At 42.4% G+C, this 26,153-nt stretch carries 30 protein-coding genes and 1 riboswitch; of the genes, 10 read left to right on the plus strand and 20 right to left on the minus strand.

What is annotated here, in order from left to right; translation table 11 throughout:
- Positions 1–15 precede the first annotated feature (15 nt).
- Together hutH and hutP are read right to left on the minus strand one after the other, a co-directional pair.
- Entirely contained in the window at positions 16–1,548 is a 1,533-nt protein-coding gene (gene hutH, locus AR335_RS13240) for a histidine ammonia-lyase (RefSeq protein ID WP_062236471.1), read from the minus strand.
- Positions 1,549–1,676: 128 nt separating this feature from the next.
- A complete protein-coding gene (gene hutP / locus AR335_RS13245) occupies positions 1,677–2,111 on the minus strand; it encodes a hut operon transcriptional regulator HutP (RefSeq protein WP_062236472.1) in 435 nt (144 codons plus the stop codon).
- 194 nt (positions 2,112–2,305) lie between these two features.
- Between hutP and AR335_RS13250 the strand changes: the two genes are divergently transcribed.
- Together AR335_RS13250 and AR335_RS13255 are read left to right on the plus strand one after the other, a co-directional pair.
- Positions 2,306–2,767 carry a hypothetical protein gene (locus AR335_RS13250; RefSeq protein WP_053355476.1) on the plus strand — a complete coding sequence of 154 codons (462 nt, stop codon included), beginning with the start codon at positions 2,306–2,308 and terminating at the stop codon, positions 2,765–2,767.
- Positions 2,768–2,912: 145 nt separating this feature from the next.
- Positions 2,913–4,292, plus strand: coding sequence for an amino acid permease (locus AR335_RS13255; RefSeq protein WP_062236476.1), 1,380 nt, complete (start codon positions 2,913–2,915; stop codon positions 4,290–4,292).
- Positions 4,293–4,454: 162 nt separating this feature from the next.
- Here AR335_RS13255 and AR335_RS13260 read toward each other — a convergent pair whose 3' ends face one another.
- From AR335_RS13260 to AR335_RS13280, 5 genes are all read right to left on the minus strand, one after another.
- Positions 4,455–5,111, minus strand: coding sequence for a potassium channel family protein (locus AR335_RS13260; RefSeq protein WP_062236478.1), 657 nt, complete (start codon positions 5,109–5,111; stop codon positions 4,455–4,457).
- An 89-nt stretch (positions 5,112–5,200) separates the two neighbouring features.
- Positions 5,201–5,337, minus strand: a riboswitch (cyclic di-AMP (ydaO/yuaA leader).
- A gap of 76 nt (positions 5,338–5,413) precedes the next feature.
- Positions 5,414–6,196 (minus strand): undecaprenyl-diphosphate phosphatase, encoded by a 783-nt coding sequence (locus AR335_RS13265; protein WP_062236481.1) that lies wholly within the window; start codon positions 6,194–6,196, stop codon positions 5,414–5,416.
- A gap of 69 nt (positions 6,197–6,265) precedes the next feature.
- Positions 6,266–7,768, minus strand: coding sequence for a cardiolipin synthase (gene cls / locus AR335_RS13270; protein ID WP_062236485.1), 1,503 nt, complete (start codon positions 7,766–7,768; stop codon positions 6,266–6,268).
- 87 nt (positions 7,769–7,855) lie between these two features.
- On the minus strand, positions 7,856–8,038 hold the full coding sequence (locus AR335_RS13275; protein WP_062236488.1) for a hypothetical protein: 183 nt from the start codon (positions 8,036–8,038) through the stop codon (positions 7,856–7,858).
- A gap of 135 nt (positions 8,039–8,173) precedes the next feature.
- A complete protein-coding gene (locus AR335_RS13280) occupies positions 8,174–8,629 on the minus strand; it encodes a MarR family winged helix-turn-helix transcriptional regulator (RefSeq protein ID WP_062236491.1) in 456 nt (151 codons plus the stop codon).
- Between the two features lie 192 nt (positions 8,630–8,821).
- On the opposite strand from AR335_RS13280, the gene AR335_RS13285 reads away from it, so the two are divergent.
- The 3 genes from AR335_RS13285 to AR335_RS13295 are packed head-to-tail and all read left to right on the plus strand — an operon-like array spanning position 8,822 to position 11,678.
- Positions 8,822–9,406: an ArsR/SmtB family transcription factor gene (locus AR335_RS13285; RefSeq protein WP_062236494.1), complete on the plus strand. Its 585-nt coding sequence runs from the start codon at positions 8,822–8,824 to the stop codon at positions 9,404–9,406.
- Between the two features lie 13 nt (positions 9,407–9,419).
- Entirely contained in the window at positions 9,420–10,667 is a 1,248-nt protein-coding gene (locus AR335_RS13290) for an MFS transporter (protein ID WP_062236496.1), read from the plus strand.
- A gap of 12 nt (positions 10,668–10,679) precedes the next feature.
- Positions 10,680–11,678: an NAD-dependent epimerase/dehydratase family protein gene (locus AR335_RS13295; RefSeq protein WP_062236500.1), complete on the plus strand. Its 999-nt coding sequence runs from the start codon at positions 10,680–10,682 to the stop codon at positions 11,676–11,678.
- A gap of 212 nt (positions 11,679–11,890) precedes the next feature.
- On the opposite strand, the gene AR335_RS13300 is transcribed toward AR335_RS13295, so the two are convergent.
- Positions 11,891–12,523, minus strand: a complete 633-nt coding sequence (locus tag AR335_RS13300) for a hypothetical protein (RefSeq protein WP_062236503.1) — start codon at positions 12,521–12,523, stop codon at positions 11,891–11,893.
- 262 nt (positions 12,524–12,785) lie between these two features.
- Between AR335_RS13300 and AR335_RS13305 the strand changes: the two genes are divergently transcribed.
- Together AR335_RS13305 and AR335_RS13310 are read left to right on the plus strand one after the other, a co-directional pair.
- On the plus strand, positions 12,786–13,361 hold the full coding sequence (locus AR335_RS13305; RefSeq protein ID WP_156418965.1) for a histidine phosphatase family protein: 576 nt from the start codon (positions 12,786–12,788) through the stop codon (positions 13,359–13,361).
- 56 nt (positions 13,362–13,417) lie between these two features.
- Positions 13,418–14,101: a CAP domain-containing protein gene (locus AR335_RS13310; RefSeq protein WP_062236506.1), complete on the plus strand. Its 684-nt coding sequence runs from the start codon at positions 13,418–13,420 to the stop codon at positions 14,099–14,101.
- Positions 14,102–14,192: 91 nt separating this feature from the next.
- Here AR335_RS13310 and AR335_RS13315 read toward each other — a convergent pair whose 3' ends face one another.
- From AR335_RS13315 to AR335_RS24085, 4 genes are all read right to left on the minus strand, one after another.
- The gene (locus AR335_RS13315; protein WP_062236510.1) at positions 14,193–15,629 is read right to left on the minus strand and encodes an ATP-binding protein; all 1,437 of its coding nucleotides are present in this window, start codon (positions 15,627–15,629) and stop codon (positions 14,193–14,195) included.
- 188 nt (positions 15,630–15,817) lie between these two features.
- Positions 15,818–16,390 (minus strand): TlpA disulfide reductase family protein, encoded by a 573-nt coding sequence (locus tag AR335_RS13320; protein ID WP_062236512.1) that lies wholly within the window; start codon positions 16,388–16,390, stop codon positions 15,818–15,820.
- A gap of 55 nt (positions 16,391–16,445) precedes the next feature.
- Positions 16,446–16,811, minus strand: a complete 366-nt coding sequence (locus tag AR335_RS25540; RefSeq protein ID WP_082683536.1) for a sigma-70 family RNA polymerase sigma factor — start codon at positions 16,809–16,811, stop codon at positions 16,446–16,448.
- A complete protein-coding gene (locus AR335_RS24085) occupies positions 16,745–16,885 on the minus strand; it encodes a hypothetical protein (RefSeq protein WP_156418966.1) in 141 nt (46 codons plus the stop codon). Before AR335_RS24085 ends, AR335_RS25540 begins: the two co-directional genes overlap by 67 nt.
- A gap of 242 nt (positions 16,886–17,127) precedes the next feature.
- Here AR335_RS24085 and motA point away from each other — a divergent pair, with 242 nt between their 5' ends.
- Both motA and motB read left to right on the plus strand, forming a co-directional pair.
- A complete protein-coding gene (motA, locus tag AR335_RS13330) occupies positions 17,128–17,913 on the plus strand; it encodes a flagellar motor stator protein MotA (protein WP_062236518.1) in 786 nt (261 codons plus the stop codon).
- Positions 17,906–18,682, plus strand: a complete 777-nt coding sequence (gene motB, locus AR335_RS13335; RefSeq protein ID WP_053355493.1) for a flagellar motor protein MotB — start codon at positions 17,906–17,908, stop codon at positions 18,680–18,682. The genes motA and motB overlap by 8 nt, the downstream gene beginning before the upstream one ends.
- 59 nt (positions 18,683–18,741) lie before the next feature.
- Here the strand turns inward: motB and AR335_RS24090 are convergent, their stop codons facing one another.
- The 3 genes from AR335_RS24090 to AR335_RS13345 all read right to left on the minus strand — a co-directional run bounded on the left by AR335_RS24090 (position 18,742) and on the right by AR335_RS13345 (position 21,422).
- Positions 18,742–19,011, minus strand: coding sequence for a hypothetical protein (locus AR335_RS24090; RefSeq protein ID WP_156418967.1), 270 nt, complete (start codon positions 19,009–19,011; stop codon positions 18,742–18,744).
- 200 nt (positions 19,012–19,211) lie between these two features.
- The gene (locus AR335_RS13340; protein ID WP_234293270.1) at positions 19,212–20,507 is read right to left on the minus strand and encodes a M48 family metallopeptidase; all 1,296 of its coding nucleotides are present in this window, start codon (positions 20,505–20,507) and stop codon (positions 19,212–19,214) included.
- A gap of 87 nt (positions 20,508–20,594) precedes the next feature.
- Positions 20,595–21,422, minus strand: a complete 828-nt coding sequence (locus tag AR335_RS13345; RefSeq protein WP_062236522.1) for an HAD family hydrolase — start codon at positions 21,420–21,422, stop codon at positions 20,595–20,597.
- Positions 21,423–21,761: 339 nt separating this feature from the next.
- Here AR335_RS13345 and AR335_RS13350 point away from each other — a divergent pair, with 339 nt between their 5' ends.
- Positions 21,762–22,439 (plus strand): YetF domain-containing protein, encoded by a 678-nt coding sequence (locus AR335_RS13350; protein WP_062236525.1) that lies wholly within the window; start codon positions 21,762–21,764, stop codon positions 22,437–22,439.
- A gap of 12 nt (positions 22,440–22,451) precedes the next feature.
- Here the strand turns inward: AR335_RS13350 and AR335_RS13355 are convergent, their stop codons facing one another.
- The 5 genes from AR335_RS13355 to AR335_RS13370 form a co-directional block, all read right to left on the minus strand.
- The gene (locus AR335_RS13355) at positions 22,452–23,333 is read right to left on the minus strand and encodes a glycerophosphodiester phosphodiesterase (protein ID WP_199805095.1); all 882 of its coding nucleotides are present in this window, start codon (positions 23,331–23,333) and stop codon (positions 22,452–22,454) included.
- 180 nt (positions 23,334–23,513) lie between these two features.
- Positions 23,514–24,389 (minus strand): Cof-type HAD-IIB family hydrolase, encoded by an 876-nt coding sequence (locus AR335_RS13360; protein ID WP_062236532.1) that lies wholly within the window; start codon positions 24,387–24,389, stop codon positions 23,514–23,516.
- Between the two features lie 206 nt (positions 24,390–24,595).
- Positions 24,596–24,850 carry a hypothetical protein gene (locus tag AR335_RS24095; RefSeq protein ID WP_156418968.1) on the minus strand — a complete coding sequence of 85 codons (255 nt, stop codon included), beginning with the start codon at positions 24,848–24,850 and terminating at the stop codon, positions 24,596–24,598.
- Positions 24,851–25,033: 183 nt separating this feature from the next.
- A complete protein-coding gene (locus tag AR335_RS13365) occupies positions 25,034–25,345 on the minus strand; it encodes an AzlD domain-containing protein (protein ID WP_062236535.1) in 312 nt (103 codons plus the stop codon).
- Positions 25,335–26,057: an AzlC family ABC transporter permease gene (locus AR335_RS13370; protein WP_062236538.1), complete on the minus strand. Its 723-nt coding sequence runs from the start codon at positions 26,055–26,057 to the stop codon at positions 25,335–25,337. Before AR335_RS13370 ends, AR335_RS13365 begins: the two co-directional genes overlap by 11 nt.
- Between the last annotated feature and the right edge of the window lie 96 nt (positions 26,058–26,153).

Below are 26,153 nucleotides of genomic sequence, written 5' to 3' on the forward strand. Positions count from 1 at the left end.
GGTTATTTCCTCCTCTTAGCATTGCATTTCTTTTGAATTTTCGTTTGGGTGTTCTAGAAGTCCGTCCCATCGAACTTCTTTCAGCCAAGCATTCATTCGTTCGATATCCGTGGCAAAAATTCTGTCAGACGTAATAGGAGGACAAACGGCAGAAGCCTGGTCATAGATATTGCGGGTTGCGGGTGCAAGGAGATCTATCCCTCTATAATAGACGGCTTGAAGAGCGCAGATCATTTCAATAGCAAATACTCTTCTTACATTGCCGATAATCTGGTAGGCATGCCGTGCCCCGATGGTCCCCATACTGACATGGTCCTCCTGATTCGCCGAGGAAGGAATAGAATCCACACTCGCAGGATGAGCAAGCGTTTTGTTCTCTGAGACCAATGAAGCCGCACAATATTGCATAATCATCGCTCCAGATTCAAGGCCTGGATTAGCGCTGAGGAATGCCGGCAGATCACTGAGTTGAGGATTGACCATCCGTTCGATCCTCCTTTCTGAAATGTTGGCGAATTCGGCCATCGCAATGCTGAGAAAATCCATGGCAAGGGCAATCGGCTGGCCATGAAAATTGCCGCCTGAAATAACCTTTCTTCCTTCATCAAAAATAAGGGGATTGTCTGTTGCTGCGTTAATTTCAATTTCCAGCTTCTCTTTTACATAGCCCAGTGCCTGCCAGGATGCACCATGTACCTGAGGAATACAGCGGATAGAATAAGCATCCTGCACTCGTACTTCTCCTTGCCGCGTCGTCAGCCGGCTGCCTTCCAAGTAGGAAAGGATGCGTTCAGCTACTGCTGCTTGCTCTTTATAGCCGCGCGCCAGATGAATGTCTTTGTCAAAAGCGTCAGTGATAGCTGTTAAACCTTCCATTGTTAACGCAGCTATGGCTTCTGACTGGCTGGCAAGCTGCTCTGCTTCTAAATAGGCTGCTACTCCCTGAGCTGTCATCGCCTGTGTGCCATTGATGAGGGCAAGGCCTTCTTTAGCCGTAAGTGTGAGCGGCAGGATTTCTTCCTGCAGCAGCGCTTCCATCGCACTCATTCGCTTTCCGCGGTACCATACTTCTCCTTCACCGATCAAAACAAGAGCCAGATGGGACAGCGGTGCAAGATCACCGCTTGCTCCCAAGGACCCTTGCTGAGGGATTACCGGATGGATCTGGCAGTTAACAAGTTTAATCAGCGTTTCTACAACAGCCGGCCTTACTCCCGAATATCCTTTTAATAGAGCGTTGGCACGCAAAACGACCATCAGGCGGCTTACGTTTTCAGGAAAAGGCTCTCCAACTCCGCATGCATGGCTTCTTATTAAATTCAATTGCAGTTTCTCAGTATCCTCCGGAGCGATATAAACATCACTTAGCTTTCCGAAACCTGTCGTGATCCCATAGATGACTTTCCCTTTTGCAACAATATCTTCTACTGCTCTTCGGCTTTCTTTTACTCTTTTTAAACTTTCTTCACAGGCGATCACTCGTTCATTGGTACTTAAGATGCTTTTTGCCTCTTCTAAAGTCAACGTATGTCCTGTCAGAACTACCATGCGTCATCCTTCTCCTTTTTTTATAATGTAAAAAAACGCAAAAAGAGGCTGCATTTAAAGAACAGCAAAAAAACCTGTTCTTTGAAACACAGCCCCCTAAAGTTTCACTATTTGCTATGGGCTTTTATTTATATATGATTGATGCCGAGTCCGATGGCTTCATGTTCCAGACCTTTGACCGGTGCGCCGATCGTCCCGTATAAAGCTACAGCAATCCATTCTCCTTCTTCCGGCTGCTCATATGGCTGTCCCCTAACAATGGCAAACCGTAAACCTACCGTCCGAAGAACCGTTCCAAGCTGAACTTGCCCCCGGGTAACTCCGTGAAGCGCTTCCATAATGGCATGGTATAACGCATGAGTTTCACGATAGATTCCTCCATTGATAACCTGGTTCTTTTTTGCGGCTGTTTCGATTGCTGCCACTACTTTATTCGATTCCATGGAACCTACTTTACCGGTGCAGTGAAGCCATCCGAGTTCCGTCACCTTCAATTGGTGAGATTCATCCAATACATAAAGCATGGCAAGCTTGCCGATTAACTTTTGTTCTGCAAGAGACATCTTATCCACTACTTTCGCTTAAATCGCGGCTTTCACTAATAACTAATTGCTCACTACACTCAGTTTATGCCTTTCTGAATTGTTCGTCAATTCCCTTTCAACAACTTATCACTTTATCAGGGCAGCATGTCACATGTATAAACTAGTAATCTATCGGGCATGCTGTGTTTATCAATCAATGAAAGAGAGTGGTAGTGTTGATAAACCTTCAAAAAGAAATTGTACATGCCACCATGAAACGGCCTCCCGTTAAAAACGAGAACAGCCATGATTTTTTCATCGGCTATGATGGACAGGATACTCCTTTCCTTCTGCTGCCAACAACACCAGGGCTGCTCCTTGAAGATGAATGCTATGGCATTTCATTTCAAAGGGATGTATACAATCCCTACAAATACCATTTGGATACACACATCGTCCCGGTAGACTTGAATAATATCCGCATGTTCATCGACCACCTTGCTTTCTTTTTCGGACCTGACCATAATATGCTGAACATTTACCTGGAAAGCAGCTGCTATCAGGCCTATGTAAGCTGGAGCACTAAGAAACAAGAGGAAGTAATTAAAGAGACATTGTTAAAGTATGATGCTGTTTCTTCATTAGATGAGAAAAAGAAATACAGTGAATTATTAGAGCAGCTTCTAAGAAATTGACTTAAAAATCTTGATCCTGGAAAAGTTATCTAATTAGTTAGCCATTGACAAGACCTTCATTCGACAATATACTACAAATAGTTTGAAAATAAAAATTTTCAATATATTCAAATTATAAAGATTAATCTATAAATGGAGGTCATCAATGAGTATTTTCAGAAAAAAATCCATTTCAGAAATGTTAGCTCAAAGTAACAATAAAGGATTGAACCGCTCATTAGGAGCATTTGATTTAACATTATTGGGCATCGGGGCTATTATAGGAACCGGAATATTTGTTTTGACTGGAGTTGTAGCAGCTGAACATGCTGGTCCTGCTCTCATCCTTTCTTTTATCATATCTGGTCTTGCTTGTGCTTTCGCCGCCTTCTGCTATGCAGAGTTTGCATCGACCGTTCCTATCGCCGGCAGTGTTTATACCTATACTTATGCCACGCTAGGTGAAGTTTTTGCCTTTTTGATCGGCTGGGATCTGATGCTGGAGTACTTGCTCGCCACATCTGCTGTTGCAACCGGCTGGTCCGCTTATTTCCAGTCATTGATCGCTGGATTCGGCCTTCACCTTCCAGTTGAGCTTGCAACAGCTCCAGGATCCGGCAAGGGGGGATGGATTAACCTCCCGGGGGTTATCATTATTTTGCTGATTACTACGCTATTAAGCAGAGGAATCAGGGAGAGCGCCCGTGTCAACAATATTATGGTATTCATAAAGCTTGCTGTTATTATTCTGTTTATTGTTGCCGGTGTCGGCTATGTGAAACCGGATAACTGGACACCATTTATGCCGTTTGGTTTCGAAGGGATTGTAGCTGGTGCCGCAACGGTATTCTTTGCCTATATCGGATTCGACGCAATAGCAACAGCAGCCGAAGAAGTCAAACGGCCGCAGCGTGATCTGCCTCTCGGAATTATCTGGTCGCTTACCATCTGTACCGCATTGTATATTGTAGTATCCCTTATTTTAACTGGTATGGTGCCCTACAATAAATTGAACGTAGCAGACCCTGTTTCATTCGCCCTGCACTACGTAGGCCAGGATTCCATTGCAGGTCTTGTATCAGTCGGTGCGATTACGGGAATTACCACTGTTCTGCTCGTCATGCTTTTCGGACAGGTTCGAATTTCTTATGCGATGAGCCGCGACGGCCTGCTGCCTCCTGTACTTTCTAAAGTCCATCCGGTATTTAAAACGCCGTTCAAAAATACCTGGCTTACGGGATTTATCGCAGCCGGAATTGCCGGTTTTATCGATCTTACAACGCTTGCACACCTAGTTAACATGGGAACATTGTCAGCATTTGCTCTTATCGCCGTAGCTGTGATCGTGTTAAGGAAAACACATCCAAACCTGGAAAGAGCATTCAAAGCTCCATTCGTTCCTGTATTGCCGATCTTAACCGTTTTATTCTGTCTTTACTTGATGATCAGTCTTCCTTCGATCACATGGATTTCTTTTGTCATCTGGATTGCTATCGGCCTAATCGTTTATTTTTTCTACGCCCGCACGAGAAGCAAACTTAATTAAATAAAACCAAAAAAAAGAGGTGCGGAGAATTTCCCGCGCCTCTTTTTATCCTGTATATACATCGCCATCAGGATAGTGAATGATTGCTTTATTCAGTTTCAAGGGAGAAGTGCCCCAGCCGATTTTCCCCAAGAACATGATGCAGATGAATCTTCAGAGGATTTACACTCCTTCATTTTCGAAACGGTTTAAATCTTTATTTTGCCCGATCACTACGAGAACATCACCTGGCCTCAATACCACATTGGCAATCGGAGAAACAAGAATATCGTTGTCTTTTTTTATTGCGACAATATTACATCCGTATTTGGCACGGACATCAAGTTCCGTCAGGGTTTTGCCTGCAAGTTTGTCAGTGACTCCTACTTCAATGATGCTGTGTTCGTTGGATAGTTCAATAAAATCAATAATTTTCTCAGACGTAATAAGCTGGGCTACCCTGAGGGCCATGTCACGTTCAGGATGTATGATTCGGTCCGCACCCACTTTTTCAAGGACTTTATGATGATAGTCATTTTGAGCTTTAACCCAGACTTTGTTCACTCCTGCTTCTTTTAAAAGAAGCGTAGTTAAGATACTGGATTGGATATCTTCCCCAATCGATACGATCACATGATTGAAATTTCGAATACCGAGGGCGCTTAACGCTTTCTCGTCTGTAGAGTTTGCCTGTACAGCCTGAGTAGCAATACTGGCGTATTCATTTACCCGCTCGATATCCCGGTCAACAGCCATGACTTCATATCCCATTTTTGCAAATTCTCTGCATATGCTTCCACCGAAACGGCCTAGCCCTATAACGGCAAACTGCTTGTCCATTCCTCTCTCTCCCTAGAAAACAAATATTAGATAAGAACAAATAAAAAAAGACCATTATAAAAATGGTCAGCTACTTTCCAAACTGTCCCTTTCTTCCTGTATAACGCTTACGAGGTTAGCTGCCGGATTAGGAATTGGAAGTATCCCTTCTTATTTCTAAGATTCACCCCAAAAAAGTGGTTCCCCCGCTCTTAACAAGATCTTTAAAATTAAGCGATTTAAAGGCTATGCGATTTTGAATAAATATAATGTAATCCTGCAAATGTTAATTGTCAATGCTTTCTTAAGGACTTCATTTTAGGTTAAAAAACACCTGCTGCCTGCATTCCAACAATTGAAATGCCAAGGAGCCATACATATATAGCAAAGCCCTTTAAAGAACCTTTTTTCACTAGAGAGATCATCCATTTAACCGCTATGTAGCCGAATAATGCTGACATGGCTGTCCCAAGGAAAAGGGAGAAGAACGATAATTGTTCCGCCTGGCCGCCCAGCACATCTTTCACTTGAAGCAGACATCCTCCCGCGATAGCCGGTATAGATAACAAAAAGGAAAAGTAAGCTGCTGTTCCCCTGTCAATCTTACGGAAAAGTGCTGCAGCAATCGTTAACCCTGAACGGGATACTGCAGGCAGGATTGCTGCTCCCTGAAAACTTCCAATTAAAACCGCATCCATGATCGTAATGTCTTCCAGCTTCTTATGTCCTCTTGATTTCATGGTATCCGCAAACCAAAGCACACACCCTGTGGCAAGAAACTCCCATCCTACAGTAACACCGGTCTTCGAGATTTCCTCAAAATAGTCCTTAAATGACAAGCCTATAATAACGGTGGGTATAGTACCTGCCACAAGCAGCATGGACAGTCTGCTGAAGGGTTTCTTAATCAGTTCTTTGATCTCATTCCAATAGATTGTCACCACTGCAATCAGTGTACCAATATGAAGCATACTGTCGAGAAACAGCCCTGCTTCATCCAGTCGAAAGAAATGCCTTCCTAAAAGAAGATGCCCTGTGGAACTTACAGGCAGAAATTCAGTCAGCCCCTGAAGAATCCCTAATATGACCGCCTCAAGCCAATCCATGTGTTCACCTCTTATCACTCATCATGATAAAACGTATTCACCGGAAAGGAAAGTTAGTACAAGGGTTTACTACAGAATACCGGAAAACAGCCGAGCAATCGATTCCTTCGTTCGCTCCCATAATCCTCTTTTATAAAAACCGACAGGCCTAACCTTTTCACTATATTTTATATCTTCCTCATAATGTTCTGCGAGGTCTTTTATCGATGAAGTTCCTGTTAAAAATACATTCACTTCAAAATTCAGATGAAAACTTCTCATGTCCATGTTCGCTGTACCGATGGATGCCATGTCCCCATCTACGATGATAACTTTCTGGTGTAAAAACCCCTTCTTATAAGAATAGATTTCAATGCCGCTGCGCAGCAATTCAGGAAAATACGACCTTGTTGCATACTGCGTCAGAAAACCATCGTTGATTTCAGGCACCATCAGCCTTACCTGAACCCCTTTTCTTGAAGCAATTCTTAATGCAGTTCTGATGGCTTCGTTCGGAACAAAATAAGGCGTGGCGATCCAGATGGATTTTGTTGCACAGGATATAAGGGAATAATACAAATCACTCATGATGCCTTCCTGAGTATCCGGTCCGCTCGGAACCACTTGAACCACCCCATCCCCTGCAACAGGAACAGGCTTGATATACTCTTCCTTCTCAAGCAGGTATTCTTCACTGACGTAATCCCAATCCAGCAAGAACACAGCGTGAAGCGTCTGAACGGCTTCTCCCTCCATGACCATATGGGTATCACGCCAAAAACCGAATTTTTGGTCCTCTCCCAAATATTCAATTCCTACGTTCAGGCCTCCGACAAATCCCACTGCTCCGTCAATGACGATAATCTTACGGTGATTTCTAAAATTAAACTTTTGATTAAAGAATCCATATTTAATAGGCAGGAACGAATAAACCTTAATGCCAGCTTTTTTCATTCGGGTAACTTCTTGTGATGAGAGGGTGAGGCTTCCAACCGCATCATATAAGAAGCGAACTTCAACCCCTTCTTCGGATTTTTGAATTAAAATATCGATAATTTCTTTCCCAAGACGGTCCGATCTGAAAATGTAATATTCAATATGTATGTACCTTTTGGCTTCAAGCAGCCTGCGCTTGATTTCAGGAAATGTTTCTTCCCCGTTCTTAAGGATTTTTGTCTGGGTGGCACTGTTTTGAAAGGTCATCGTTACGTTGTGCGCAAATCTGGAAAAACAAGCTTGATGCTCATTAAATAAAGACCAATCCGGTTTCTGTTCTCTTTTGGCAAGCAGCAGCAATTCTTCTCTGTCATGCTTCCGTTTACTCTTGAAAAGGTGGCCCTTTAAGTAAAGCTGTCCGGAATACAGGTATAAAATATAACCGAAAAGAGGAATGAACACTAAAGCATAGATCCAGACCAGCGTATGCTGTGCTGTCCGGTTTTCGAGCAGAAGGGAATAAATAGTAATAAAAAGGATCGCAAAATAAGCAGCGGCGCTCCCCCACTTCCAATACAATCCCATATTTGAAAAAAAGATGATGTACAAAGCTGCAATCATTGCAAGGACAAATAGAAATTCAAGAATTCGTTTCATGGCTCATTCTCCAACTGATTAGTTTTCAACTAAAATTCCCGTAAAATTAGTCCATTAAACTAAGAAGAAGGAGAAAGCTTCTCCCTCTTACCATTCATCTTCATTATGTTCAAACAAATCGATGACCCCAAGTACGATATGTGCAAGTCCAAACCCAAGCAGGATGTTAGAAAGTGAAGAATACTTGCGTGTGTTACCTCTAAAAGAAAAAGAAGCCAAGCTTACAACAGTTCCTAATACAGTGGGAATCAACCCTTCTCTTCTCAGCATAAAGATCCCTCCTTCATCTTGAATATCTATAGTATTTTCAACTTCAGCCGGAGTATGAAATATTTCATTTCAAAGCCCTTTATGCAAATCAGAATGAGCAAAAGAAAAAACAACGGAAAAAGATCCGTTGTTTTTTTATGGTGCGAACGTCAGTTCTTCGCTTTGTGAGGTATTCTTCCCAAATTTCCCGTAAATCGTAATCAGCATTTCACGCTCTTCCTGAGAGAGTTTGCTCAATAAATTTTCCATACTTACCAGACGCCGCTCTTCAGCTTCATGCAAGATTGCAATTCCTGTTTCGGAAAGCTCCAAATAAACAATTCTTCGGTCAGCTTCACTGCGGTAACGCTGCACGTAATTCTTTTTATAGAGGCGATCCACCGCTACGGTTACTGCACTCGGCTTCACTTCAAGCATTTCAGCCAATTCAGTAACTGTCCAACGGTCTCTTACAGATAGCATTCTCATTAAAATGTATTGGGTTCTGGTTAGATCTCCTTCACCTGTCGTTTCCGGATGCAAACTTTTAGACAGTATATAATGAGCTACTTCCAGCTTTTCAACATATGCCTTTAGTCCTTCTATTTTCATTTAATAGAATCCTCCAACTTTATGAACTAATAACATTATACTAAAAAATCTAAACATTGGAAATTTATTTTTTGGAAAATTAGAATTTCTAGGTCGAATGGCTTATTTGGATAAAATTGACATACTTTACGGGATGAGGTAATATAAATTTATAACGTTCAATATAATTTGAACGTTCAAAAGGAGGAGAACATGCAAGAAATTTATTATTTGGAAGATGCCGAACAGCTAAAAGTCATTAGCGATCCCCTTCGCTTAAAAGTCTTATGGGAAATTATTGATGAAGCCAAAACAGGAAAAATGATTGCAGATATTCTCGAAGCCCCCGCCCCAAAAATTCATTATCATTTAAAAGAATTAGACCGCGTGGGATTGATTACAGTAGAAAAAACTGAGGAAAAAAACGGCATCATCCAAAAATTTTATCGTCCGATCGCCAGAAATTTTTCTGTTGAAAACATTCTTAAACAACACAAGGATCATGTAAAAAATGAATTATCCGATACGCTCAGGGAAAACGTTCTAATTTCCCTTGATAAAACAAAAAGCTATTTGCGCAGGGTAGACAGCAGCTTGTTCGAAGAGTGGAAACAGATTAAATTCGGCTATGACCAATTGTATTTGAATGAGGCTCAAATCCAGGAATTTGAGAAAAAAGCGAAAGAACTGCAGGAGTTAATTAATTCCTTTAAAAAAACCCGGCAGCAGGGCGGAGAGCTCTATCACATGCTGCTGCTGGCATTCCCGTTCCGTGAACCCGAATATCCTGACGAATAGGAGAGTAGTTAACATGGAAGAAGCTATAATCAAAGGAGAACAGCCGGCAATTCCGGTTTCTTTTTTCAGCCAGAAAAAATTTATGCTCTTGTGGGGAGTTACATTTTGTTCAGCCTTCAGTATTGCAATATTTTTGTTTTCTCAATCCTGGTACATTGTAAAAACACTTAATATGGAAGCCTCTCTCGGAATGGTAATGATCGCATCAAGTATTCCCCGCCTCCTGTTCATGGCTGTTGGAGGGGTCATCGCAGACCGTGTAAGCCGGACCAAAATCTTATCGGTCTCTAACCTTACACGCTCCATCCTGCTCGGCGGACTCTTGATCTTGCTCGGTTCAGGTGAGGTTTCTGTCTATTCATTTGCCGTATTCGGCCTCGTCTTTGGAATTCTCGATGCCTTCGTCTGGCCTGCAAACAGTGCGCTTCTTCCCATGCTTGTTGAGGATTCTCAGCTGACAAGAGCAAACTCCATCATTCAGACGACTCAGCAAGCCTCTATGATCATTGGGCCGATGATTGGAGGATTCCTTGTCTCATGGGGAGGGTATCTGTTCTCCTTTTCTGTACCGGCCGTCATGCTGTTATGCTCGGCTTTCCTCAGCAGATTGATTAACTTAAAGCCTGCCTCCACTGACAGCAGCGGCGCGCCAGGTATTTTCGCCTCCATCAAAGAAGGCTTTTCCTTTGTTAAGACTCAGCCATTCCTAATCGCCCTCTTTATCAGTACCATATTCATAAATTTAAGCGTAGTAGGACCTTTGATGATGGGATTGCCCATTTTTGTAAAAACCATCTTGCATGGTTCTGCTCTCGATTTCAGCTATATGGACGGATCAATGGCTGCAGGAATGGTCGTCAGTTCTCTGGTCATCGGCTTCCTCAATGTAAAAAGATACCGCGGCATGTTTGCGACGGCCGCCCTGTTTTCTATGGCAGCAGCTCTCATGCTTTTCAGCCAAACTCACTTTCAAGCCGGGTGCATGGCCGTCTTATTTCTAATCGGCATGACATTTCCAGCAACGAATATCCCGATCCTCTCTATTTTTCAGCAATTAGTGGACCGGTCGATGCTCGGAAGGCTTTCAGGATTATTAACCATGGCTTCCTTGGGGTTAACCCCTGTTTCCTATGCGGTTACCTCTTTCTTTCTTTCAAATGGCGTCTCTATCACTTCCATTATGTTTTGCGGCGCCTGTTCATTGCTGCTCGTCAACTTGATTGTACTTTGGAAATTGCCTGTATTTCGTAAAACCAGCTGAGGAGGAATAAAAGTGAGAATACTGATCATTGGCGGTACACGATTCGTAGGAAGATATATTACGGCTTCATTTTTACAGAAAGGCCATCAGGTTACTCTTTTCAATCGGGGGTCAAATCAAGAACTGTTTCCTGAATGCCAAACCCTGATTGGAGACAGAGACAGCGATTTAAAGCCATTACGAGGACAGAAGTGGGACGCTGTTGTCGACACGTGCGGATATTTCCCGAGGCAGACTGAACAAATGGCGAAAACTCTGAGGGATTCAGTTCCCCACTACACGTATATTTCTTCTGTATCTGCCTATAAAAGCATGGAGAAAAAAAACCAGACAGAAGAAAGTGAACTTGGTGTCCTTACGGATACAGCCACAGAGGAAATAACCGGAGAGACATATGGCCCATTAAAAGCCGCCTGTGAGGAAAAAATCAAACAGACCTACGGTGAGTCTTGTCTGATCATCCGTCCCGGCTTAATTGTCGGACCCCACGATTATTCAGACAGATTTACGTATTGGCCTGCCAGAGCAGCGAAAGGCGGGGGAATTTTAGCACCTGCAGAACCAGACAGACAAGTTCAATTCATTGATGTCAGGGATTTGTCTGAATGGATCGTTTCAATGGTGGAGAAAAAAGCAGCTGGAGTGTTTAATGCAGTAGGAGATCATTATAGGATGGCTGAAGTCCTGAAAGCCTGTCTCTCCGTCACCAAATCCGGAGGTGAGATTATTTGGGTAGAAGAATCCTTCTTAAATGAGAAGAAAGTCGATGAATGGATGGAACTTCCGTTATGGATTTCCTCCAAGAAATCCCTCGGAATACAGCATATAAACAATGACAAAGCGATCGCTTCCGGGCTTGCTTTCCGAAATATCCAAGAAACCATTATGGACACCTTTAACTGGGATCAGACCAGAAATATGAAACCAGAAGACTATAAAGCCGGCATGTCCCCGGATAGGGAGAAGGAACTGCTATCCGAATGGCGCGCCAAAACAGTGTCACATTCTTGATCATTTCTGAAAAAATTGGAAAATTGGGTGACTTCCCCATGGCACTTGTCCAGTCTTGAACAATAACAGCTGCATATTGTAATCATGTAGAGAATGTCACTCTATCCTGCCGGCTTAAAAGTCTCTCCGGCAGAAAAAGCTCTTCCCCACCCCAATTCTTCATCATGCGTTCGGCTTTTGCCATAATCCCTAAGATTATGGCTTTTTTTTGATTATTTCTTTCTGGGCAAATGGAACGAAGAATAAGGATCTGTGTACTTCGTCAGTTCAGACGGCAGCTTTCCAGCCGTAAATACCTGCTGAATTTCACGGTGGCTGATCTCCATCTTGGCTAAAGCTGGATAGATCGAATAATCCGTTCTCTGCTGAGAGCGGCTGTCCATCGTTTGGAAAGCTTTTAGTGTAGATTCTTCAATTTCATTTACATACTGATGAATTTGATGAATCTGCTGTACAATCATTAAATATTCTGCCTTCAAACGGTGCATTTCCTCTATCTTTTTCTTCATCGTTCTTGTAGCAGCATCCACTTCACGGTCTCTTGCCTGATGAAGGGTATTCACAAAATCCTTCATCCTGTCCCGTCTGGTTTCTTTAAGCTCATCCAGATGTTCCATGGCATCCCGTTCCTTCGCTAACAGCCGGAGATACTCGTCCTTACTCTCATGAAGAGCTTCCATACTGACACGGGAATTTCTTCTGCCATACTGTCCAAGAAGACTCTCATACTCTGAAGAGGCCATTTCCTTCTGCTTATGCAGGATCTTCCATCGATCATTAGCCTCTTTTATACGTTCTTCATAATCCTTGCTTATTTGATTAAACTGCTTAAGTTCAGGATACATACCGTACTCCTTTCTAGTAAGAAAAGCTGAAGTGTCCTACCTGGGACGAAAAAATGCATCTAGTTTTCGTCCTCGAGGGCCAGTGACGAAAAAAGCTTTTAGTTTTCATCCTTGGACACTGAAGCTGGATCAAAAGCTGAAGCCCCAAGGAGCCATAACTTCGCCCAAAATTCCTTCTTTACACTATTCGTGAAAGGAATCTTGTTTAATGGTCTCGAAGGTTAAAGGGTTAGAACTATATTCTGCAGAAAGAGGAACATACATGAAATCGATTTTAGTTGTCCGTCATTGCAAAGCTGGTGGCCAGGAAAGAAACGCTGTCCTGACAAAGGAAGGATTGCAGCAATCCCACGATTTAAAGAACTTTCTAATGAACAAACCCGTTGACAGAATTATTTCAAGTCCTTTTACCAGAGCAGTTGATTCCATTGAACCCCTGGCAAAACTTAAGGATCTCCCCATCGAAACAGATGACCGCTTAGCTGAAAGGATATTATCCTCAAAGAATCGTCCCGACTGGCTGAAACTGCTGGAGCATTCCTTTTACGACTTTGAAGCCGTTCTTAAAGGAGGAGAATCCAATCAGAAGGCAACTGAAAGGGTTCAGCCGCTTCTGAAAGAAATCATCGCTTCGCCGTATCAGTGTATCGTTCTTGTCACACATGGAAATTTAATGACTCTGTTATTAAAACTCTTTGATGATCGCATGGGTTTTTCTGAATGGAAGGCTCTATCGACCCCAGATGTATATGAAGTGACCGTACAGGAAGAAGCAGTATCCAAAGAATCTGGAAATAAACTGGTAGTTGTTTCCACACCCCCACCCGCGGACACCTAAGGGCGAAACCTGTGTTGTAGCTAACATCACTATACAAAAACGGGAGGAATACATCCATGAAAAAAGTAGTAGTAGCTTCAATTCTAGGTGCATCATTATTCGGTGCTAACGCAGGAATTTCTCATGCGCAAGATTGCCCTCAAGGTGGAAATGTACAAGTACAACCACAACAAGGACAATCGAACGCTGATATAAATAAATTAATCGAATCTCTTAAAAAACAAGGATTCGATGTACAAACTCAAAACGCTGAGCAAAAGCAACAACAAGCTCCAGCTCAAGAAAAAACTCAAACTCAAGCAGCTCCACAACAACAAAAAGCGAGTGAAGCACCAAAGTCTGACGCTGCTGCTGGCCAATTAACTGCTGACGAAAAGCAAATGGTTGACAAAGTAAACCAAGAGCGTGAAAAAGCAGGGGTTAAACCGCTTCAAGTAGATATGGAACTAACTAAAATGGCTCGAGTAAAAGCACAAGACATGATCGACAATAACTACTTCGATCACAATTCACCAAAATACGGTTCTCCATTCGACATGATGAATAAGTTTGGCATCCAATACCAAACAGCTGGTGAAAACATTGCCGGAAACTCTTCAGTTGATGGAGCTCACACATCTCTTATGAACTCTCAAGGACACCGTGAAAACATCCTTAAATCTGACTACACAAAAGTTGGTATCGGGATTGTTGACGGCGGAAAATACGGTAAAATGTTTGTCCAAGAATTCACTGGATGATCATACAAAAAAGAGGCGTTCCTGCGGGCGCCTCTTTTTTGTATGGACATTCATTCCTCCTCAATCCCAAAAGCCCGCATTTACTCTCAATTTAAATCGGCAAAACCACTTCAAATGTTGTCCCTTTTCCTACTTCACTTGAAACCCTTACCCGGCCTTTATGATTTTCAATAATCTTATAGCTGACCATGAGCCCTAAACCTGTTCCCTCTTCTTTTGTTGTATAGAATGGTTTTCCAATTCTGTCCAATACTTGGTTTGGCATTCCCGTTCCATTATCCGTAAAGCAGAAATGAACATAATCTTTTCCTCTGCGGAAAGCTTTAATGGTAATGGTTCCACCTTCAGCCGTCGCTTCAATCCCATTTTTTATTAAATTAATAAAAACCTGTTTAATCTGAAAAGGATCACAATCAATATCAGGAATACCTTCGCCAATCTCCATTTCCAGTTCAATGTTTTTTAGGATCGCCTGTGTCTGAAGCAGGGAGACTGTTTCTTTTAGTGTGAGCACGAGACTGCTTTTTTCAATATGCTGGCGGTCGGTCTTGGCAAGCAGCAGAAACTCTTTGATAATATACTCAATCCGGTCAACTTCGTTTAAAATAATGGAATAATAAGCATCATGTGCTTGGCTTTCATTTTTAAGCAGCTGGATAAACCCTTTAAGGCTGGTGAGAGGATTACGGATTTCATGGGCGACTCCAGCAGCCATCTCACCGACGACATTCAAGGTCTCCGCTTTTAGAAGGCGGGCTTCTGTCTGCCTTCGTTCAGTCACATCTTCCAGGATACACAGGTGGATGCCCGGCAGTATGTCTTTCTTTCCTGTAAATTCAATCAGCCTTTGTTCGTCTGCAAATCCTGATTTAAACTCCCATTTGAGGCTCGGATCGAGCATGAACAGATCCCAATTAAGAGATAATTCTCCTTCATCTTCCTCACAGATGAAGGCATCCAGCCTGTTTTGGTTTAAATCCCCGCGTGAGATTCCCAGCACCTTGCGCGCGGCTGGATTAGCTTCGAGAATGACTCTGCTGTTATTCAGCAAAAGAATAGGATTGAGTGTATTATTAAATATTTCTTTGTATTTGTGCGTATAGAGTATTAATTCTTCTCGTGATTTTGTATCGCGTGTACAATCCGTTGAAGTACCAACAACTTCTGATACCTGTCCATTATGAAACACAGGTGAAAGAACCGTATGATAAGAACGGTCCGCATAGTGCGTTTCAAAAAAGCAGGCATGGCCGCTGAAGGCTTTTTCAAAGTAAATTTCCCAGTGCTGAATGGTTTTAAGAGGTATCAGATCACTCAAAGGGCGTTCTGCATCAGCTCCACGAATTGCAATTTCTTGGGCAAACTTCCCCTCAGAGTGCGTGACAACATAGTTTCCGGCAGCTTTTCTTTTCAGCTTGAAAAATTGAACCGGACTGAGTTCCAATGTATGAATCTGTCCGTCCTCCTTTTGAGGTTGTTCTATACGCCTCTGCATATTCATCATTTTCACTAAAAATTGTTCAACCATGGTGTGTATACCCCTTTTCTCCATAGTTGGATTTTTGTACGCTATCGATCCCCTTTGATATAATTCGGTAAAAGGTAAGAAATCCCTATTATGCAAAGTGCCTAATTTTTCTTTAGGAATTACTAGTAATAATATCCTATGAAGGATAGAAAATCCCTCCTTGCTCAAATGAGCAAGGAGGGATTTTCTTATTTTGCCTTTTCTGCAAAATCAATCATAAGATTTTGAGAAAGAGGTCCAATTATTTTTTTTTGGATTATCCCCTTGGAGTCAATCAAATAACTCGTCGGAAGAGATACCGCCTGAAACTTCTTACTGACCGTTCCATCCGTATCTAACAAAATCGGAAACGCTGCTTTTCGTTCCTTTACAAATTCTGAAACCGAATCCGTGCTTTTCTCTGTATATCTTAAATTTACTGCCAGGATTTCCAGCTTCTTTTCTTCATATTGGTTGAAGACTTTCTGCATATCGGGCATTTCTTTTCGGCAAGGAGGGCACCAGGTTGCCCAGAAATTCAGAATGACCTTTTTACCACGGTAATCTTTAATGGAAACCTTTTCTCCGTTCAGTGCCATTATCGTAAAATCCGGCACTTTATTGCCTGGTTTTAAGCCTGTACGTCCATTCTCCTCCACCGCGCTGAATGTACCCCTCGATGCATTCCGGTCCTTAGGTTGTGCTTCCTGCTTTGATGTCCAAAGGGCAAGCCCGATTAAACCAACGAGGATGAGAACAATAATGAATGGTTTTATTTTCATAGAACCTGCCTCTTTATGTTTTTCTTATTGGGTTTCTTCACCTGCATATTACAGCTTAGAAAGAAGGACAATAGCCTTTAGGCTGTGTGCTTTTTGCTGTAGGTTCATGAGAAACGGCAACGGCATCCCACTTGTGGCTGCCTGGATAATCCACTTTAAAGACGACAGCCCCAACTTTTCGCTGATCTTCAGCAAGATGCTTCATCGCTGACTTCAATTTTTGCCTCTCTTCTTTCCATGTAATCTGATCCTCAATAGACATTTCATCTTTTATCAATGAATCACGGTCCTCAAGTTCAACCTCATTTCCCTTCATCTTGCGGATAAAGTCTAAACATGTATTTCTCGTGATCGTTAACAGCCATGATGAAAACTTTTCTTTCTCTTCCGAATAAACTCCTTTTTTTCTCCAAAGTCCAATAACTTCTGCTCAAGCGCTGATTTATCCCCGTTTTGAACTTTAAGATAAAGTTCAAAATCCGTAAGCTTTGACATACCTGTCTCCTTTGAATCGTTTTACTGTCATTATACCTATAGATGTCTGCTTTGTCCTACCGTAATAAACAGAGTTATTAAGATAACGTTTGAATTAGTGTTTTGGATGACCTGAATTCTGGAATTCTGCATCTGCCACGACGAAGTTTCTATAAAAATACATGGAGAAACACCGATATATAAGTGTAGCCGGAACAGGAGATCTATCTTTAAATTCAGCAAAAAGCGAGGATGAATATAATATGGATAAAACATCGGTGATTGGCTTAATCATTGGATTTGTTGCTATTGGTGTAGGTATGGTTTTAAAAGGAGTTGCTATCTCTTCGCTCTTCAATCCCGCAGCACTGCTGATTATCTTTGCAGGAACAGCTGCTGCCATCATGATTGCCTTTCCTTTAAACGAAGTAAAAAAACTTCCAAAGCTTTTTAAGATATTGTTTACCGATCAGAAGATGGTAAGCATGGGAGAACTGATTGCAATTTTCATTGAATGGGCAACTATCGCCCGAAAGGAAGGCTTGCTTGCACTCGAACCGAAATCTGAAGAAATTGATGATCCATTTTTAAAACAAGGGATCAAAATGATTGTCGACGGCCAGTCCCCCGAATTTATCAAGGATGTACTAATAAAAGATTTGGAAACGATGGAAGAACGCCATCTCAGCAATGCGGGCATCTTCTCACAGGCAGGCACCTATGCGCCGACGCTCGGAGTACTTGGAGCAGTTGTCGGTCTTGTTGCAGCCCTCGGACACATGGATGATATTGAGGCCCTCGGACATGCCATTTCTGCTGCTTTTATCGCAACGCTCTTTGGAATATTTACTGGGTATGTCCTATGGCACCCCTTTGCCAATAAATTAAAACGAAAATCACAGAATGAAGTCATGCTAAAAGAGATTATGATTGAAGGGCTTTTATCCATCCAGGATGGAACCTCTCCAAAAATATTGGAAGAAAAATTATTAACCTACATCCCGGCAAGCGAACGGGAAAGCCTAAAAGAGGGTGTCAGCATTGGCTAGAAAAAAGAAAAAACATGAAGATCATGTAGATGAATCATGGCTCATTCCTTATTCCGACATGCTGACTCTTCTCCTGGCGCTATTTATCGTTCTTTTTGCAATGAGTGAAGTGGATGCATCCAAGTTCAAACAGATGGCCAGCACGTTCCGCAGTCAATTCTCCGGCGGAACCGGCGTAATGGAAGAACAGGCACCCATCTCATCAACCGAATCAACGCCGCTTCCTAAAAAAGAAAAGATCGTACAATTATCGATTCAGGAAAAGGAACGGATGGAGAAGGCCAAAGAAGAGCTAGAATCCCTTCATAAGGTCCAGAAAAAAATAGACAGTTTTATAAAAGACAAACATCTATCGAAAAGCCTGCAGACGAAACTGACAGAGAATGGCCTATTGATTACCATTTTGGATAATGCGCTCTTTGATTCAGGAAGTGCAACCGTCAAGACAGAATCGGTCAGTATAGGAAAGGATCTGTCTAAATTACTCGTCACCAATCCTCCCCGAAATATTATTATTGCCGGGCATACGGATAATGTTCCGATTGAAACGGCTAAGTACAAGTCAAACTGGGAATTAAGTGCTATGCGAGCCATTAACTTCATGCAAATCATGATGAAGAACCCGCATCTATCACCACAAACACTAAGCGCCAGCGGCTATGGGGAATACCGGCCGAGAGCCAGCAACAAAACCGCACAAGGCAAAGCAAAAAACAGGCGTGTTGAAGTACTCGTCCTGCCAAACTATAGTCTTGAAAACGCAAAATAAGGGGCTGTCCTGAAAGTCGAAAATTGACCTTCAGGCAGCTCCTTTGACGTGAAAAATCTTCAATGAAAAGTTGATTGGAGTGCAAGGTGCGAGACTCCTGCGGGACTAGCGTGACAGGTGAGACTCCCGCAGGCGCTTGCGCCAAAAAGTAGGCGTTCACGCCGGTAAGGCTCACCGCACGCCCCGCGGAAAGCGAGCAGCCTGGAGCGGAGATCAACAGCAACCAGACTTCTTGGACACCCCTTTTTTTTTTGGCTGTTTTCTAAAAGATTTTGGAATTGGGAAAATTTTTGTAAAAAATCTTCATTGATAAGTTGATTGGAGTGCAAGAGGCGAGACTCCTGCGGGGGAAGCGTGACAGGTGAGACTACGCAGGTGCTTGCACCGAGAAAGTAGGAGCTGGCGCCGGTAAGGTTCAGTGCACGCCCTGCGAAAGTAGGCGTTTACGCCGGTAAAAGCGAGCCTCCTGAAACGGAAATCAACCACTCCTAAGAGCAACAAAGGTTACGAAAACAACCTTTTTCTTTTATCATCGCTGTTGCTTTTTTGCTTTCTCCAGTTCCTTTGGTTCGTATTTTTGTTTAAAGGAATCGAGGAAGGTAATCCTTTCGAGCATAGTGGGGTGGCCATACAAAAAGAACTTCACGAGCTTTGGCGGATTCACTTCGCTGAGCCCTGAGATCGTCAGCTGCTGGAAAGCTCCAACTGCTGAGTCGGGATTTTTGGTCATCTCAATGGCATAGCGGTCTGCATCCTTCTCCGCTTTACGGGAAAACGTATTTTCAACAGGACCAGCAACAAACGACAATAGACTGAATATCAGGAGAAGCACCGGCAAGCCAGCGATATCACTCACTCCTTTGATACCCCACCGTTTGCCCCACTTTGAGATCGCCCAGGAATAAATTCTGCTTCCCAGGAAGAGGCCGAAGAACGACAGGATGATCGCACCTATGAGATTCTGATACAGATGTTTCATCACATAATGCCCCATCTCGTGGGCCATGACAAACAAAACCTGTTTATCGTTCAGTTTATCGAGCGTCGTATCCCATAATACAATTCGCAGGTTGGACCCTATGCCATTTACATAAGCATTGAGGGAATTGGTTTTTTCCGACATGTTCACTTCATATACGTTGGAAGCCGGTATATCTGCCCGTTCGGCCAGCGTTAATATTTTCTCCTTCAGCACCTGGTCCTTTAAAGGATAAAATTTATTATAGAGCGGATCAATCACAACGGGCTGGATGAAATACATAAAGATGGTGAACGGAATGGAGATCAGCCACGCGTACAGCCACCACTTCTTCTTACTTTTACGGATAAAAAAGTAGATGACGAGTACAGTTAATACCGTAAATATCCATCCTACCCAAAAGTCGATCAAACTGTCTTTCATCCATCCCTTGAACGGCTGAACGGAGATATGATAATCCCTTGAGATCGTATAGCTGTAGTATCGAAGCGGAAAGGTCAAAATCCAGCTCACAAAGGACAGCAAAAGGACATAAAGAGCTGTATGGATGATTGAAAAACGGGTCACTTGCTTGACAGTACTCCTCATTTTTTTTGATATTCCAAACCCTAAAACGAGCAGATAGATCAGCCATTCCAGCGGAACAGACAAAAAGTAGATCCAATCCTTTATCCTTGAGAAATCATAGCTCAGCTTAAGCTGCCTATCATTCATAAACATGGTAGGATCAGCAGCAGAACCCCGGAATTGTACCGGCAGATCGGCCTGAGCACCATGCATTAAGTAATACCACATGGCGGCTCCATACAAAATAAAGCCAATAGCGACCAGAATTGCTTTTTTCACACGCTCTCCCCCTTACGGACATCCTATTCCTAGTTTAGGTAACTTTGTCCAAATTAGAACAAAAAAGAGCAAAAGCTTTCACATCTTTTAAAAAGCCTGTCCCAAAGTAGGAACAATATAAAGATTGTCATGCTGGAGATCGTAGCCATTCGGCTGTATGTACACGGCATTTAGCCCCATCAGCAGGGCCGGTGCGATTTCGTTGATAAAATTATCTCCGATGGAAACCGCTTCATCCGGCTTCACCTTATATTTGGACGTAATGGCCATCAGAATCTCTTTGGTCTTTACAGGCTTCTGTGAGGAAGGAAAGATCTCATCAAACACATCCTGCAGCTCCAGTTCAAGGAGCAGACGCAGCACATCTTCTTTATCACTGTTTGTCATCAGAACAAGGTGTTTTTTCTTCTTCAGTTTCTCAAGGCTTTCCTTCAATAATGGCGTTTTTGTGAGTGAAAACTCATCACTGACCATATACACCTTTGTCGCGTTGTAGCAATCCCATGTATCCTGCTGGCTCAGACCGTAATGCATGGCGGTAACATAGGGCAGCCACCAGCCATCCCCAATAGCGATAAAGCGTTCAAAATCATATGTAAGTTCTCCAGAGTACTCCCTCTTCATGGTTTCTTCATTCATTTGAGTACCGTCCCAAAGATGTGCAGCCGTTACCTGCAAAGTCAGGGGATCGACAGTGAGCGACGCATTTTCTTTCAAGTCATATACTTTTCCGATGGCAACAGGATGTTTCCCCTGTTTCATCTCTTCATAAGAGTTATAAAACTCTCCTTGTATCGATATATCCGCCCGCTGCTGAAGTAGACGGCAATAATAGTCAAAATGATCAGTGTCCTCATAAAGGGTGCCATCTAAATCAAAGATTAAAAGCTTGCTTTTTTCTATCATTTCACGCATATACACAACTCCTCTCCTCTTTATTGTATGCTCATTATTTTCGGAAGTAAAACAGGCTGAGTATTCAGGTTAACTTTTTTTTCCATTTTTATATCCAGGTGATATACTTCCCTCGGTCAGAGAGCTTTCATCCATTCTTGCCATCAATTTCATGCCAAAAGCAGAAGAACACAAGGTGGAAATCCTAAGTCAAAGGTTGAAACAGCTTATTCTGTGCCATCTTCTTATGCAAAAAATGACATGGGGATGCTAATCAAAAAAAGATGGCCTTTAAAGCCATCTTTTTTGTTTGCTCTTCTTTCTTTTCGGTAAAAATGGGAATAGCAAAGAGGTGAGCGGATGAACGGTATCACAGAAACAGTAGTCAGGACATTACTTGGTTTGATCTTTCTATTGATCTTTACAAAAGTATTTGGAAAGAAACAGTTAGGAGAGCTAACCTACTTTAATTATGCGACGAGTATAGCCTTTGGCAACATCGTCGGAGAAATGATTATTCACTATAGAGACGTTCCTATTTCCAATGGCTTAGTCGCGGTTTTGATTTGGAGTTTTGCTCTCCTGGCTATCGAATTTCTTGTTAAACGGTCACCCAAGTCCAAATTGGCTCTGGAGGGTGAGCCTTGCATTGTTATAAAAAAAGGAATGATAATGCAGCAGGCGCTGGATAAGCTCAATCTCGGTCTGGATGATTTGTGCATGCTGCTGAGAAACCAGGAAATCTTCTCTATAACAGAAGTAGATTATGCTATCTTTGAGCCTAACGGACAGCTTAGTATAAAAAAGAAGAAAACGCCTGATGCTGCTCCCTCCCATTTCCTCCCTTCCGAACTGATTGTTGACGGAACTGTGATGCAAGGAAACTTGCGGGAATATGGACTTACTGAGGAATGGATCCAGAAGAAACTGCAAAATGCTGGAATCTCTTCCTGTAAATCTGTTTTTTTTGCACAGCTGCAGGAAGATGGTACCCTTTACGTTGCTCAAAAAAATAACGAAAAGCCGCTCATCATCTGAGCGGCTTTCTCATCATTCTGCGTTTACAGGGCGATGATTTTGCTCCTGTTTATTTTTCTCAATCACTTGATGAAGCTTATCCGGGAAGTTCGTGAACATCCCTGTTACTCCCCAATCGATCAATCGTTGCATATCTGCTGTTTCATTCACGGTGTAAGGATGAATTTCCAATCCGCCGTTTACCGCTTTTTGTACATAAGCTTTATCCAGGTAATCTTTGTTTGGACCGATTCCAGTTGCATATTGCTTATAGGAATTAAGATCCTGGTCAGTTAAAACTGCATGCTTCTTATATTCAAGAAGCTGAATTAATTTTAAAGATGGGTCAAGCTTGTGCACTTTCAGCAGGCTGTCTTTGCTGAACGATTGAACGAGCAGCGTGTCTTTATTGATGTGATATTTATTCACAAGGCTGATGAGCTTCTCCTCCATACCTGGATACACATCTGGTGATTTTGTTTCTATGTAGTAATTTTTGTTTTTGCCAAATGTCTTGAAAATCTCTTCAAGTGTAGGCACTTTCAACCCTTTGTACATCGGCTTCGCATATTGCGGATATTTTTCATTAAACCAAGAACCGGCATCAAGCTGTTTGATTTGATTTAAAGTGAAATCTTTCACTTCTCCCGTTCCGTTTGTTGTACGATTGACGGTTTCATCATGCATAGCGATCAGCTTGCCGTCTTTCGTCATCTGCAAGTCAATCTCAATATAGTCTCCATGCATCTTGTCACCCATATGATAGGAAGCCAGCGTATGTTCCGGAGCATAGCCAGATGCACCTCGATGTGCGACGTCAAGAACGTCATGGTGTTTTTGAACAGATTCAGCATCCGCATTATGTCCTGAAAACAGGCTGGCTCCAAGAACGGCCGCACTTAGTAAAGAAGTCATTTTTTGGTTCAACTTACTCTCCCCTTCCGCGTTATCGAACAGACCAAGCGTACCAAGGGAGTATTAAGCGGTAATAAAGCAGGTGTAAATAAGAGGTAAACGAATATTTAGAAAGTATAAATATTGTAAACTTTAAAATGATCCGCGGAAAATATTTCTCAACAAAAAAAGACAAGCCTGTTAAGCAAGGCTCGTCTTCCGTTCTTCCAAATAATTTTCGATCGCATAGGCGACTCCGCTCTCATCATTCGTTTTGGTCACATGTTTTGCAATCTGTTTGATTTCATCGTAAGCATTCCCCATGGCAACACTGATGCCTGCCTTTTCAAGCATGGAGACATCGTTATAGTTATCCCCGATCGCCATCGTATCGTTCAGGCTTATGTTGTGCAGTTTGGCAAACTTCTCAAGGGCAACTCCTTTTTGAGCATCCGCATTTGTAATCTCAAGGTTATTATTTGCGGATGAACTGACGGCCAGATGATCAATCTTGCTCAGCCTGTCTACAGAGTTTGCGATTTTTTCCTGCTCACTGGAGAAGGCCAAAATTTTGTATACTTCGAGACCTTCTTTTTCCATCAGCTTGTCATAATCGCTAATATATTTAACTGTACCCAATTTAAACCGCCTTAATGCCGCTTTATGGACATCGTCTTCTGTGGCTTCAGGGTTTGAAGTCAGAACGATGTCTTTCATGACTTTAAACGCTTTTTCACGGTTATCTGTATAGGTGCCCTCACTCGTATACACTTCATAATAGATGTCATTGGAACGAAGCGCTTTTTCAATGTCAAAGTATTGTTTTGACGGGATAGGAATGCTCGTAACCTTGTCCCATTTATCCGAGCGAATCTCAGCGCCGTTCACACAAATCAACGGAAGATACAATTCTGCTTCACTGAGTGTATATCTCGCTTCATCAAAGGAACGTCCCGTAGCAATCACAACCATATGGCCTTTTTCCCTGGCTTTCTCAATAGCTTCTTTATTCGCTTTCGTCACTTTCAATTGTTTGCTTACAAGTGTTCCGTCCATATCTATTGCTATCAGTTTCATCTTATCATCCTTTATCTCTTCTTTCCTTTTTTCAGTGTACCCCTTTTTTTCAATACATTACCTTAATTATTAATAAGAACGCAAGCGCATTTACTGTAATAAAAAAAAGAGCACAATAGCTCTTTACCCTTTAATCATTATGAAAAAAACCTGTAAACACATCGATGAAAGCATGAAGGACTTCTACAGATTGAAAAGGCTCATTTCTAAAAGATTGTTGCTTTGGGAACATTTTTGTAAAGAGCTTCATTGACAAGTTGATTGGAGTGGAAGGTGCGAGACTCCTCGAAAATGAATTTCACATTTTCTTCGTGCGATATAACGCTGCCGAAGCCTTCCTTGTCCTGCGGGACGAGCGTGACAGGTGAAACCCGCAGGCACTTGCGGCCGAGGGGTTCAGCGCACGCCCCGCGGAAAGGGAGCAGCCTGAAACGGAAATCAACCACTCCCAAGGGCAACAAAGGTTACGAAAACAGCCATTGAAAAAGAATAAGTGATAATACGGTTGTAGAAAACATCCAATTGCAGCAAATCGAATAAGATGTAAACCCATACCATTCGCCAACTGTCTAATGGATGCCTATCCTAACATCCATGTAGTTCAAAAGAAACAAAACGGACCTAAATATTCGTGGTAACTTTTGTCATCCCATAAAAAAGGAGCAGAGGCTTAAAGCCGCAACAGAGCTTAAAACCACTAAAATTATGTTCAAGTTCAGATACGCGGTCAAGCCCGCCACACATGCCCCCAATAATCCAAACCACATACTATCCCCGTTTATATGCAGGATCCCGGGGAAAATCAATGCTCCGAGAATGGCAAAAGGAACATTGCTCAAAATCCGCTGCAGTCTGGGAGGAATTCGGTTCGTATTGATGAGTACAAGTGGCAGGACACGCGGAAGATAAGTCACAACTCCCATGCCAGCAATCATCCAAAGCAGATTATTTTCCATGAACCTTCTCCTCCTTAACAAAAAATTCAATACCTACCGAAGAAATAAGAGTTGATAAAATGATTCCCCAGCCTCCTGCCAACGGTTCATAAAGAGAAAAGAGCGAGTTAAGAAGTGCAGCTGTACCTGCCAATGCGATGACTTTTCGTGATTTTTTCGCAGAAGGAATCAAGAGCCCGATGAACATCGCGTAAAGAGCAACTGCCATACCGTTTTGGATCGTTTCAGGGAGTCCAGCACCAATCAAATAGCCGATCCCTGAATTAACCACCCAGCTGCCATACGCAATTAAACCTAAACCGAGCATAAAAGCTGATGTCAGCTTCTTTTCTGTTCGTGTGGCTGCTACTGAGAACGTCTCGTCCGTAATCAGAAATCCGTAAAAAGCTTTAACCCACTTAGCGTCATCTTTCATTCTTTCGTTTAATGAAGCACTCATCAATAAGTGGCGGATATTCATAATAAACGCGGTTATGATGATTTCAAAAGCACCCGTACCTGCTCCAATCATCGAAAGAGCAATGTACTGTGAAGCACCTGCAAAAACGATGACACTCATTCCAACCGTTTCAACCAATGATAGCCCGCTTGATTTCGCCAGCAATCCATATGTAAAAGCAATCGGCAAATAACCAATAGCAATTGATAGCCCCGCCTGAATACCTGTAGAGAATGGGTGACTTTCCTTTTCTGCAGAAGGAAATGGCAGCATGATGTAGAACACTCCTTTATTAGCTTCATTTTCAGATAGTATGTTATATTATACATATTGTATGTTATATAAAACGAAACAACAAGGAGAATTTCT

The sequence above is a fragment of the Fictibacillus sp. FJAT-27399 genome (assembly GCF_001510655.1).
GTDB lineage: Bacteria > Bacillota > Bacilli > Bacillales > Fictibacillaceae > Fictibacillus_C > Fictibacillus_C marinisediminis.

What these genes read in the sequence shown, in the direction of transcription:
- hutH (WP_062236471.1), bottom strand. Translation starts at nt 1,548, where the DNA reads ATGGTAGTTCTGACAGGACATACGTTGACTTTAGAAGAGGCAAAAAGC.
- hutP (WP_062236472.1), bottom strand. Translation starts at nt 2,111, where the DNA reads ATGTCTCTTGCAGAACAAAAGTTAATCGGCAAGCTTGCCATGCTTTAT.
- AR335_RS13255 (WP_062236476.1), top strand. Translation starts at nt 2,913, where the DNA reads ATGAGTATTTTCAGAAAAAAATCCATTTCAGAAATGTTAGCTCAAAGT.
- AR335_RS13260 (WP_062236478.1), bottom strand. Translation starts at nt 5,111, where the DNA reads ATGGACAAGCAGTTTGCCGTTATAGGGCTAGGCCGTTTCGGTGGAAGC.
- AR335_RS13265 (WP_062236481.1), bottom strand. Translation starts at nt 6,196, where the DNA reads ATGGATTGGCTTGAGGCGGTCATATTAGGGATTCTTCAGGGGCTGACT.
- cls (WP_062236485.1), bottom strand. Translation starts at nt 7,768, where the DNA reads ATGAAACGAATTCTTGAATTTCTATTTGTCCTTGCAATGATTGCAGCT.
- AR335_RS13275 (WP_062236488.1), bottom strand. Translation starts at nt 8,038, where the DNA reads ATGCTGAGAAGAGAAGGGTTGATTCCCACTGTATTAGGAACTGTTGTA.
- AR335_RS13280 (WP_062236491.1), bottom strand. Translation starts at nt 8,629, where the DNA reads ATGAAAATAGAAGGACTAAAGGCATATGTTGAAAAGCTGGAAGTAGCT.
- AR335_RS13285 (WP_062236494.1), top strand. Translation starts at nt 8,822, where the DNA reads ATGCAAGAAATTTATTATTTGGAAGATGCCGAACAGCTAAAAGTCATT.
- AR335_RS13290 (WP_062236496.1), top strand. Translation starts at nt 9,420, where the DNA reads ATGGAAGAAGCTATAATCAAAGGAGAACAGCCGGCAATTCCGGTTTCT.
- AR335_RS13300 (WP_062236503.1), bottom strand. Translation starts at nt 12,523, where the DNA reads ATGTATCCTGAACTTAAGCAGTTTAATCAAATAAGCAAGGATTATGAA.
- AR335_RS13305 (WP_156418965.1), top strand. Translation starts at nt 12,786, where the DNA reads ATGAAATCGATTTTAGTTGTCCGTCATTGCAAAGCTGGTGGCCAGGAA.
- AR335_RS13310 (WP_062236506.1), top strand. Translation starts at nt 13,418, where the DNA reads ATGAAAAAAGTAGTAGTAGCTTCAATTCTAGGTGCATCATTATTCGGT.
- AR335_RS13315 (WP_062236510.1), bottom strand. Translation starts at nt 15,629, where the DNA reads ATGGTTGAACAATTTTTAGTGAAAATGATGAATATGCAGAGGCGTATA.
- AR335_RS13320 (WP_062236512.1), bottom strand. Translation starts at nt 16,390, where the DNA reads ATGAAAATAAAACCATTCATTATTGTTCTCATCCTCGTTGGTTTAATC.
- AR335_RS24085 (WP_156418966.1), bottom strand. Translation starts at nt 16,885, where the DNA reads ATGTCAAAGCTTACGGATTTTGAACTTTATCTTAAAGTTCAAAACGGG.
- motA (WP_062236518.1), top strand. Translation starts at nt 17,128, where the DNA reads ATGGATAAAACATCGGTGATTGGCTTAATCATTGGATTTGTTGCTATT.
- AR335_RS13345 (WP_062236522.1), bottom strand. Translation starts at nt 21,422, where the DNA reads ATGCGTGAAATGATAGAAAAAAGCAAGCTTTTAATCTTTGATTTAGAT.
- AR335_RS13350 (WP_062236525.1), top strand. Translation starts at nt 21,762, where the DNA reads ATGAACGGTATCACAGAAACAGTAGTCAGGACATTACTTGGTTTGATC.
- AR335_RS13355 (WP_199805095.1), bottom strand. Translation starts at nt 23,333, where the DNA reads ATGACTTCTTTACTAAGTGCGGCCGTTCTTGGAGCCAGCCTGTTTTCA.
- AR335_RS13360 (WP_062236532.1), bottom strand. Translation starts at nt 24,389, where the DNA reads ATGAAACTGATAGCAATAGATATGGACGGAACACTTGTAAGCAAACAA.
- AR335_RS13365 (WP_062236535.1), bottom strand. Translation starts at nt 25,345, where the DNA reads ATGGAAAATAATCTGCTTTGGATGATTGCTGGCATGGGAGTTGTGACT.
- AR335_RS13370 (WP_062236538.1), bottom strand. Translation starts at nt 26,057, where the DNA reads ATGCTGCCATTTCCTTCTGCAGAAAAGGAAAGTCACCCATTCTCTACA.